6 protein-coding genes and 2 pseudogenes are annotated in these 8,138 nt (G+C 59.8%); 5 read left to right on the top strand and 3 right to left on the bottom strand.

Going from position 1 to position 8,138, the window contains the following annotated elements:
• The first annotated feature begins 76 nt into the window (after positions 1-76).
• Positions 77-1,189: a transposase gene (locus D2V07_RS18280; protein ID WP_233548518.1), complete on the top strand. Its 1,113-nt coding sequence runs from the start codon at positions 77-79 to the stop codon at positions 1,187-1,189.
• 104 nt (positions 1,190-1,293) lie between these two features.
• Here the strand turns inward: D2V07_RS18280 and D2V07_RS18275 are convergent, their stop codons facing one another.
• Positions 1,294-2,643 (bottom strand): IS1380 family transposase, encoded by a 1,350-nt coding sequence (locus tag D2V07_RS18275; RefSeq protein ID WP_008603964.1) that lies wholly within the window; start codon positions 2,641-2,643, stop codon positions 1,294-1,296.
• A 408-nt stretch (positions 2,644-3,051) separates the two neighbouring features.
• Between D2V07_RS18275 and D2V07_RS18270 the strand changes: the two genes are divergently transcribed.
• The gene (locus tag D2V07_RS18270) at positions 3,052-3,327 is read left to right on the top strand and encodes a hypothetical protein (RefSeq protein WP_199698844.1); all 276 of its coding nucleotides are present in this window, start codon (positions 3,052-3,054) and stop codon (positions 3,325-3,327) included.
• Here D2V07_RS18270 and D2V07_RS18265 read toward each other — a convergent pair.
• Positions 3,307-4,182: a lytic transglycosylase domain-containing protein gene (locus tag D2V07_RS18265; protein ID WP_233548517.1), complete on the bottom strand. Its 876-nt coding sequence runs from the start codon at positions 4,180-4,182 to the stop codon at positions 3,307-3,309. The two genes, D2V07_RS18270 and D2V07_RS18265, sit on opposite strands and share 21 nt — an antisense overlap.
• On the opposite strand from D2V07_RS18265, the gene D2V07_RS18485 reads away from it, so the two are divergent.
• From D2V07_RS18485 to D2V07_RS18255, 3 genes and pseudogenes are all read left to right on the top strand, one after another.
• Entirely contained in the window at positions 4,181-4,366 is a 186-nt protein-coding gene (locus D2V07_RS18485; RefSeq protein ID WP_147367076.1) for a hypothetical protein, read from the top strand. The two genes, D2V07_RS18265 and D2V07_RS18485, sit on opposite strands and share 2 nt — an antisense overlap.
• A 183-nt stretch (positions 4,367-4,549) precedes the next feature.
• On the top strand, positions 4,550-5,452 hold the full coding sequence (locus D2V07_RS18260) for a hypothetical protein (RefSeq protein WP_119588318.1): 903 nt from the start codon (positions 4,550-4,552) through the stop codon (positions 5,450-5,452).
• Between the two features lie 219 nt (positions 5,453-5,671).
• Positions 5,672-6,480: pseudogene (locus D2V07_RS18255) on the top strand (IS3 family transposase); the annotation flags it as partial.
• A 209-nt stretch (positions 6,481-6,689) separates the two neighbouring features.
• Here D2V07_RS18255 and D2V07_RS18250 read toward each other — a convergent pair.
• Positions 6,690-7,986 (bottom strand): annotated as a pseudogene (locus tag D2V07_RS18250) (IS110 family RNA-guided transposase).
• Positions 7,987-8,138: the final 152 nt, after the last annotated feature.

Below are 8,138 nucleotides of genomic sequence, written 5' to 3'. Positions count from 1 at the left end.
AGCTGGACACCCGCAATAACCTCTCGCTTTGACGGTCTGACTGTGATTCAGTTGGCGCATTGGAGGGAGAGTTTCGATGCAGCCACGCAGCCTGTTTTCGCTGGCGGAGCACCTGGACCGATTGAGCAAGGACGGCGATCCGCTCGAGGTTCTGGCGCAAACGGTGGAGTTCGAACGCTTCCGGCCGCTTTTGACCCGCGGGCTTGGCTACAGCGACGGAGCAAAGGGCGGACGGCCAGCCTTTGATCCGGTCGCGATGTTCAAGGTCCTGGTGGTCCAGGCGCAGCATAATCTGTCAGATGCGCGCATGGAGTTCATGATCCGTGACCGGCTATCGTGGATGCGCTTCTTCGGCTTTGATCTGGGCGGCTCGATGCCCGATGAGAACACCATCCGTCATTATCGCAATCGGCTCACCGAGAGCGGCGCGCTCGACGCGTTGATGCATGCATTCGAGCAGCAACTGCGCGAGGCCGGGTATCTGGCCATGGGTGGGCAGATCGTCGATGCAAGCCTGGTTCCTGCGCCCAAGCAGCGCAATACGCAGGAAGAAAAGGCCGCCATCAAAGCGGGTAAGTCGGCAAAGCAGATCTGGCGCGGCAAGCCGGGCAAGGCGCACCAGAAGGATGTCGATGCGCGCTGGACGATCAAGATCGGGGGCAAGATCCGCTATCGCCCTGATGGCACGCCGCTGCCGCAGATCGCGACCCCAGTGTTCGGCTACAAGTCGCATATCAGCATCGATCGGCGCTTTGGGTTCATCCGAAAGGCGGCGGTGACCTCGGCTGCAGACAGCGACGGGCGCCAGCTGCGCCGGGTGATCGACACAAGCAACACCGCTGGTGATGTCTGGGCCGATAGCGCCTACCGCAGTCAGAAGAACGAGGCCTGGCTGACGCGCAACATGCTCAAAAGCCGCATCCATCGCAGAAAGCCCAAGGGCAAGCCCATGCCCGAGCGCACGGCGCGCGCCAATGCTGCAAAGTCAGCCGTGCGGGCCAGGGTCGAGCATGTCTTTGCGCACCAGAAAAACCGCTACGGGCTCTTCATCCGCACGATCGGCCTCGCCAGGGCGCAAGCCAAACTGACGCTGGCCAACCTGGTCTACAACTTCGACCGCTTAACCCGTCCTATTCATGAGGCTACCGCTTCGTGTTGTTCGGACGGCGATGTGGCGGTGCCTGATTGATCAAGGCGCACGCCTCCACCGGCGTTTTTCACCGCGGCAGGAGCAATGGGCTTTTCGAGGTTGATGGACTGGGGCTCAGGGGTTCGGCGGCACCGCCGCTCTTGCTATGTGGGCGCTGGTCGCAGACTGGTGGTGATGGCCTTGAACACACCGGCATCCGGGCAAGCCGAAGCGAAGGCGACGCGGATACGCGTGGCGGTTTCGATGACGCGGGCAGCGACCTTGAGCAGGCGCAGGCGCAGCGTGGCGAACTCGGCGGTGGCGAGTGCGGTGGCTCTTGGGATTTCCTGCTGGATTCGCCACAGGAGCCAGTATGCGGCGGTGTGCAGGATGAGGCGCATCTGGTTGGCGCCCGCCGAGCGGCACGAGGTGCGATCGCTGGCGAGCTGGCTCTTGTGGCGCTTGATCAGGTTCTCGGCCTGACCGCGGGCGCAGTACAGCGTGTCGTAGATGTGCTCGGCCGAGCCTTCGGTCAGCGAGGTGACGACATAGCGGATGTCCATGCCCAGCGTGCTGGCCTCAATCCGGGCGACGACGCGGCGCTGGCATTTCCAGCTTTTGGCGCCGTAGCGGGTCTCGGCATAGTTGCGCAGGACCGGGCATTGGCGTTGAGCCCGCCTGACGGCACAAGCATCGGCGACGGTGACGATTTCGGGATCGGCACGCAGCACGGCGTTGGTCGGCAGACCAAATACGTAATCGACGCCGGTCGCCTCGCACAACGTCATGACCTCGGGCCGCCCATAGTGCCCGTCGCCGCGGATGGTGATGTGGGTATCGGGCCAGTGCCGCCGAAGATGGCGCACCAGGCGCCGAATGTGTCCGGCAGCCTCGGCGCCCGACGGTGTCTTGCCGGCGCGCAGCAGCATTGCCACCGGCCGACCGGTGGCGGTGTCGTAGACATGAATCGGCAGGAAGCAGCGCTCCCCGTGATGACCGTTCCAGAACGAGAGTTGCTGATAGCCGTGCACGACATCACAGGTGTCATCGATATCCAGCGTCACCGCCGCCGGCGCGGCGGGATAGCTGGCGCAGTAGATGTCGATCATCGCGGCCATCATCCTGGCCAACTCGCGCGTAGTCGGCGCATTTTCCCACCGGCTCATGGTCGGTTGGCTCGCAAGCCCCACGCCCGATCCCGGCAGCTTGCCCAGCGCCAGGCGGAAGCCCGGATCGTCGCGCAGAACGTCGAGATCATCGGCGTCCTCATAGCCACAGCTGATCGCAAAGATGCGGGCGCGCAGGATATCGTCGAGGTGATGCACCACTCTGCCCGGGTCACGCGGATCGGAAATGCAGGCTGCAAGCTGCTGGCAGATCCCCATCGCTCGTTCGGCCTGTGCCAGCAGCAACACGCCGCCATCCGAGGTAAGCCGGCCGCCGTCGAAAGCGGCTGTGACTTTCTTGCGGCCGACTGCTGGGAATCCAAATGCGCTTGCGATATCGTTGTTCATGCGGGGGTGACCTGTGGCATTTTCTGCCCTGCGGCAGGTTCGGCTTAGACACCCAGTTCCTACTTCAGATCAGAGGCTTAGGCCACTCCCGCTAACCCTTTAGGACCGGTCCGGTGAATACGACGGGTTAATCTTCCACAAACGGCGTGCCGCCACAGGATAGGTGCGCCTGTAATCCACGGATCAGGCTGAAAAGCCGAAAGAAATCACCACAGAGCGGCCCATCGACCCCCTCAAGTGGCACCTCTCAAGCCGCCCTCAGCGACCCGGCCCAATCGCGCCGCCAAACCCGCGGTTGTTGCGGGTGTCCAGCTGGAGGAAAGGCGCAATGGCGCCGACTTCGATTTCGCCTACGGCTGAGCATTTCGACCAGCGAGATCAGAGATCAGTTGCGGGAGGGGTTCTTCGGTGAACGAGTCTGCCCTGATAGCTTGGACATCGCTCTACATCGCGGTCGGCATAATGGCCATCCTCTGCGCACTACTAGCTTCAATCGTCACCGCTTGCGACTGGCGTAGCGGTAACTGGAAGCCGTCCATCACCACCAAGTTCGACAAGCTCTTGCTGTTGCCGAAAATCTGGTTCCGCTGGCAGCTCAATTATCTCAAAGGCGCACCGGCGATTCTGCTCATTGCGCTCTACTACGCTTGGTCGATCGGATTTTCAGTCTTCTGGGATTTCTGATGGGCGGACAAACCTCGCCAGCCGTACCTTCCGAAAGGGGTTGCCCGGGGGCATTGCTGAGGCTGCGCGGTGCACGGTGTTACCTTGCTGGACAGAGCGCATTATTGTGGACACGTAAGCGCGGGTCTCGCGAAAGGGTGGAATCCCGTTATACTGCTCCACTCGCCCAGGTCCCGCATTATATGCGGCCAACGCCAATTCCCATTTGCCGAACCGATCGAGTTGCATACGGAGATAGCGCGCACCGCCCGCAAGGTTTTGCTGCAGATCCCACGGATCGACAACGCCCAGATCGTCGGCCGTGCCCGGCATCAATTGCGTCAGTCCCATCGCTCCGGCATGGCTTCGCGCATACGGACGGTAGCGGCTTTCCTGGGCCACCAGGGCATCGAACAGTCTGACGGGAACGCCGGCGGCACAAGCTGCTGAAACAATCTCCTGAAAATATAGCCGACGTCGATATTGCGCCTCGCTGCCGATGCCGTGCAGCGGGAAATAATCGACTTCGCCGCACCCGGGTGTCGCTTGACCGGCTCTTCGTATTTCCGGGCTAGGATCGAAGGTTGGAAGCCCCACCCTCATCCAATTGGGTACGTGCAGCGCAGCTTTAGCCGGAACAAATGGGGTCGATGGGCTGGCAGCAGAAGGCTCGCCAAACTCGACATTACGTCCGTCTTGCTCAAGCCCTTGCGAATGTGGCCTTTCCCGACCAATTGAAGTTGCCACCTCGGACCGAACCGTCGGGACAAGTATCTCGAACGCTTGCTGTCGAGACGACGTAAAACTTTCGATATGAACCTGTTGCGCGGAAGCTGGGCCGGACAGGGCCAAAACGGCAAAAAGAAGTTTTTTCATGACCATACCTTTCGGCATGGTTTCCTATCGCAATCTCATCATAGAGGGGTTCTGCCAGACCGCAATGTCTAGCTCTGGTTTTCTTTCTCGAGAATGTCTGGTGCGTCAGATGGAAAAGGCAAAGACTGGGCCGGTAGCAGAAAATCCGCTGCGCGGTAAGAAAGTAGTGAAAGCAGTCGCCTAGTTGACCCACTCATTTACGATGGAGTGCAAAGAACGATAGGGCTTGTCGAGGTCGGAGCCTAGTGCACGATCGAGGTGATGAGCTGCAGTCTAGTCTCGCTGATGAAACGTTCAGAGTCTAAGCAGAAAGAGAATTCGCTAGATCTGTATTGAGGTTTGCCAAGGGTCAATCTATCTCGGGTGAATGGTCGCTCCGGGCTCAGATCTCGATCATGCGAAGCCCTCGCTCATTGGGGAGCGTCTTGCGGAAATGGCGCTGCAGGACTTCGCCGAATTCTTCCTTCCCGGATATGAGCTTGTTATCCCTCTTACCGTTGGCGATTCTAGCAGCCACGCGAGCGCGAAGAGCCGAGGCCAAGAGCGCTGGATCGCCATCTCTCGTGACATGGCGCAACATGAGATAAGTGACCCTGCGACATTTCTGTTTCATGTGCTTATTGTGGGGCATGAGATCGCGCATGTCGTTCATGAACACGTTTTCGCTGGAGAGCAGGACGCTAAGGATCATAGCGCATTGGAATTCTGGGCGGATTTCTACGGCGCGAAAGTCACAATGACTCTGATCACGTTTGGCGATCGTATCTGCGAAAGCCTTGCAGCCTTCGTGGAACACGCAGACGAAGGTAAGACGCGGTTGGCATTCTTGGGTGAGGCAGTCGATATGATGATCGCCGGAGGCGTTTACGATACCCACCCTAGATATCCGCAGCCACTGGTTCGTGCCGGTTTGATCAGCAATGGCGTCACGTCATTTCTAAGACAAAACATGGGCGATAGCTTTAGTCCGGACATGTATGTCAGCATTTTTTCCGCCATAATGGGCGGTCCATCGACCCAAGATCTCATCAGGTCTGACGCATTCAAGACCGACTATTCTTTCGAACCGATAGAACGCTTGCAGCAGTGGCATCGCCGAATACAGGGTGATCGCGTTGCCATCACGTCGCATTTCAGATTGAACCTTTTGCCATATCTCCATACAACATTTGATCAATCTGAGGATGAACGTGTGATCTCTAAAGCGCGCAGGTTGAAAGAGTTGCAAGAGGCCGGCTTCCTTCCGGGCGTGACTTTGGACGACCTTTAGGAGGCGTTTTTCTCTGCTTTTCGGGTTTTGGGCAGTTTGCGGACCGTCCGGTTTCGTCACACAGCGGGCCATAACGCGCCTTTCCGCAGATAGGTCAGAAAATAAGGCGTCTACTGTCAATCGACTAGCCACATGATACTCAAGGGGCTTAAAAGTGACGTGCTCCCCTGAAATGTGACCGGTTTTTGGTAGAGTCCGACGCAAAGGAGTCGGACGAGAATGAAACGAAGCAGGTTCAGCGAAGAGCAGATCATCGCGGTTTTGAAGGAGCAGGAGGCTGGGATGCCGACAGCGGAAGTGTGCCGCCGTCACGGGATCAGTTCCGCCACGTTCTACAAGTGGAAGTCGAAGTTCGGCGGTCTGGAGGTGTCCGATGCCCGGCGGTTGCGGACACTCGAGCAGGAGAACAGTCGGCTGAAGAAGCTGCTGGCCGAGGCGATGCTCGACAACGTGGTGCTGAAGGATCTGGCATCAAAAAAATGGTAACGCCCGGCGCGAAGCGGGAAGCCGTCGCCCATGCCCGTGAACAGCACGGGCTGAGCGAGCGTCGGGCGTGCAGTCTGGTTGGTGTGAGCCGCAGGGTGATCCGTTACGAGCCGGCGAGGCCGGATGACGGGGCGTTGCGGCAACGGTTGCGTGAGCTGGCGGCGGAACGTCGTCGGTTCGGCTATCGCCGCTTGGGCTACCTGCTGGCGCGGGAAGGCATAAAGCCCAACCACAAGAAGCTGCTGCGCATCTATCGCGAGGAAGGCCTCAGGGTGCGCCGCCGTGGCGGTCGCAAGCGGGCGCTGGGCACGCGCAGGCCAATGGTGCTGCCAGATGGTCCGAACCAGCGGTGGAGCCTCGACTTCGTATCCGACAGCCTGATCTGTGGTCGGCGCTTCCGCATCCTGTGCGTGGTCGATGACTACACGCGGGAGTGCCTGGCGCTGGTGGCCGATACGTCGCTCTCCGGTGCGCGGGTCGCCCGCGAGCTGAGCAGCCTGATCGGGCTGCGCGGCAAGCCGTACACAGTGGTCAGCGACAACGTCCTAGGTCGGGAAGCAGCTGTGGGACAAGGCCAGCAGGTCTCGTTGCGCCGATCATGACCGGCGCAAATGTCTTTTTGATCCAGATGGCTTCCATCGTCAAGGAATGCGCTCTCGGCCATAGCAAACACAGGATCCAGCGGCCGCATCGGTCGTGGTCCTAACCGTCCTTAAAATGAGATGCGGATGCCAGATGGAAGGCCCGAACATTATCTACAGGGTCGCAGTTGCGCCCTCACGGCACAGCAGAGAGGGGTCCTTCCATCTGGTGTCCGCCCGTTCGAGGAACGGGCGGTACTCGGTTCCCGTCTTGATGACGGCGTGCGCGACGCGCGCCATCTTGGCGGTGAGTGCAGTCATTGCCTTGCGGCGGCGATCAGGGTCGCTGGCGTGTCCTTCCATGTATCGACCCAGCTTATCGCGAAAGCTGTTGTCGCGTTGGCGAGCGGCGACTTGTGCGGCCATCCAGAAAGTGCGGCGCAACCGAGCATTACCATATTTGGAAAGCTTGGTCCGACCGCGGAATGTGCCGGACTGGCAGGTGGCCAGATCGAGTCCGCAGAACTTGAGGAACTGGCGATGGTGGGCAAACCGTCGAAGGTCCCCGGCCTCGGCAAGGATGGTCAGCGCGTTGATCGGGCCGATGCCAGGGATCATACGAAGCAGCTGGTAGTCACGGTTCTCGCTGAGCATGGCATGGGCGGTTCGCTCGATCTCGTCGCGTTGGCGGATCAGACTGCGCGCTTGCGCGATGACCATGCGAAACATGGCAATCGCCACAGAATCCTCATCGACCGGCAGTGCGACGGATGCGCAGGCGGTCTCGTAAATATCGTTGATTAATCGAGCCTTGGAGACCTTGCGACCGACCAGTGACCACGCCTCGCGCGTGAATGCTTCCTGGCCAAGCGCTGTCATGCTCCCGGGCGTCGGAAACCGCTCGAGCAAGGCAAGAAACCAATCAGACCTGCTGTTGCCGGCGAAGCGCTCGATCTCTGGGAAGTAGAGGGGCAGGTAATGGGTCAGGATCCGGTGCCAGGTCTGGGTCTTGGCTTTGGAGATGGCCTCGTGTGTCTTCGACATCTCCTGCAGATCGTTAATCCCGGCGGCAAGCGGATCGACGTAGCGCTGGGTGGCGCCAATCCGCAGCATATGCAAGATCACCTGCGCGTCCTTGGAGTCGTTCTTGTCCCAGCCATTATGTAGAGCCTCTCGGGTCCGGGCCAGGGCTACGGACGAGATCAGGCGCAGTTCGAAACCTGCTGTGAGCATGCGGTGCGCCAAGGTGCGGTGATAGTTACCGGTCGCCTCGAAGCCGACCACAATCGGTCTGCCAATATCAGCCAGATCGGACGCAAGGCGATCGTAATCGGTCTTCGTCGCCATCACTGTCATACGCCGTCGCCGCCCGCCCTCCGGGCGTTCGATGAGGACCTCCTGGCGGTGCTTGGACATATCGATGGCTACCAGCACGGCATCGGCGGGTGTAGAACTGAGCTTGGTCATGGTCGGTCTGTCTCCAAAGTGTTGAGTCGACAACTTCACTTTAGAGACCTGATGACCGGTCATGACCGCCTTGATGAAGCCTGCGGGCGCTACGCGCCCTTGTCTCCATCAAGGCGAGCGCTGCCTTCGAGAGGCAGCTTCCCAATGTGCTA

Source organism: Aurantiacibacter zhengii (assembly GCF_003584125.1).
GTDB classification, from domain to species: Bacteria; Pseudomonadota; Alphaproteobacteria; order Sphingomonadales; family Sphingomonadaceae; genus Alteraurantiacibacter; species Alteraurantiacibacter zhengii.
This window is presented reverse-complemented; position numbering and strand designations above follow the sequence as displayed.

Coding starts and splice junctions, on each gene's coding strand:
- D2V07_RS18280 (WP_233548518.1), top strand. CDS start 77: ATGCAGCCACGCAGCCTGTTTTCGCTGGCGGAGCACCTGGACCGATTG.
- D2V07_RS18275 (WP_008603964.1), bottom strand. CDS start 2,643: ATGAACAACGATATCGCAAGCGCATTTGGATTCCCAGCAGTCGGCCGC.
- D2V07_RS18485 (WP_147367076.1), top strand. CDS start 4,181: ATGACCATACCTTTCGGCATGGTTTCCTATCGCAATCTCATCATAGAG.
- D2V07_RS18265 (WP_233548517.1), bottom strand. CDS start 4,182: ATGAAAAAACTTCTTTTTGCCGTTTTGGCCCTGTCCGGCCCAGCTTCC.
- D2V07_RS18260 (WP_119588318.1), top strand. CDS start 4,550: ATGGTCGCTCCGGGCTCAGATCTCGATCATGCGAAGCCCTCGCTCATT.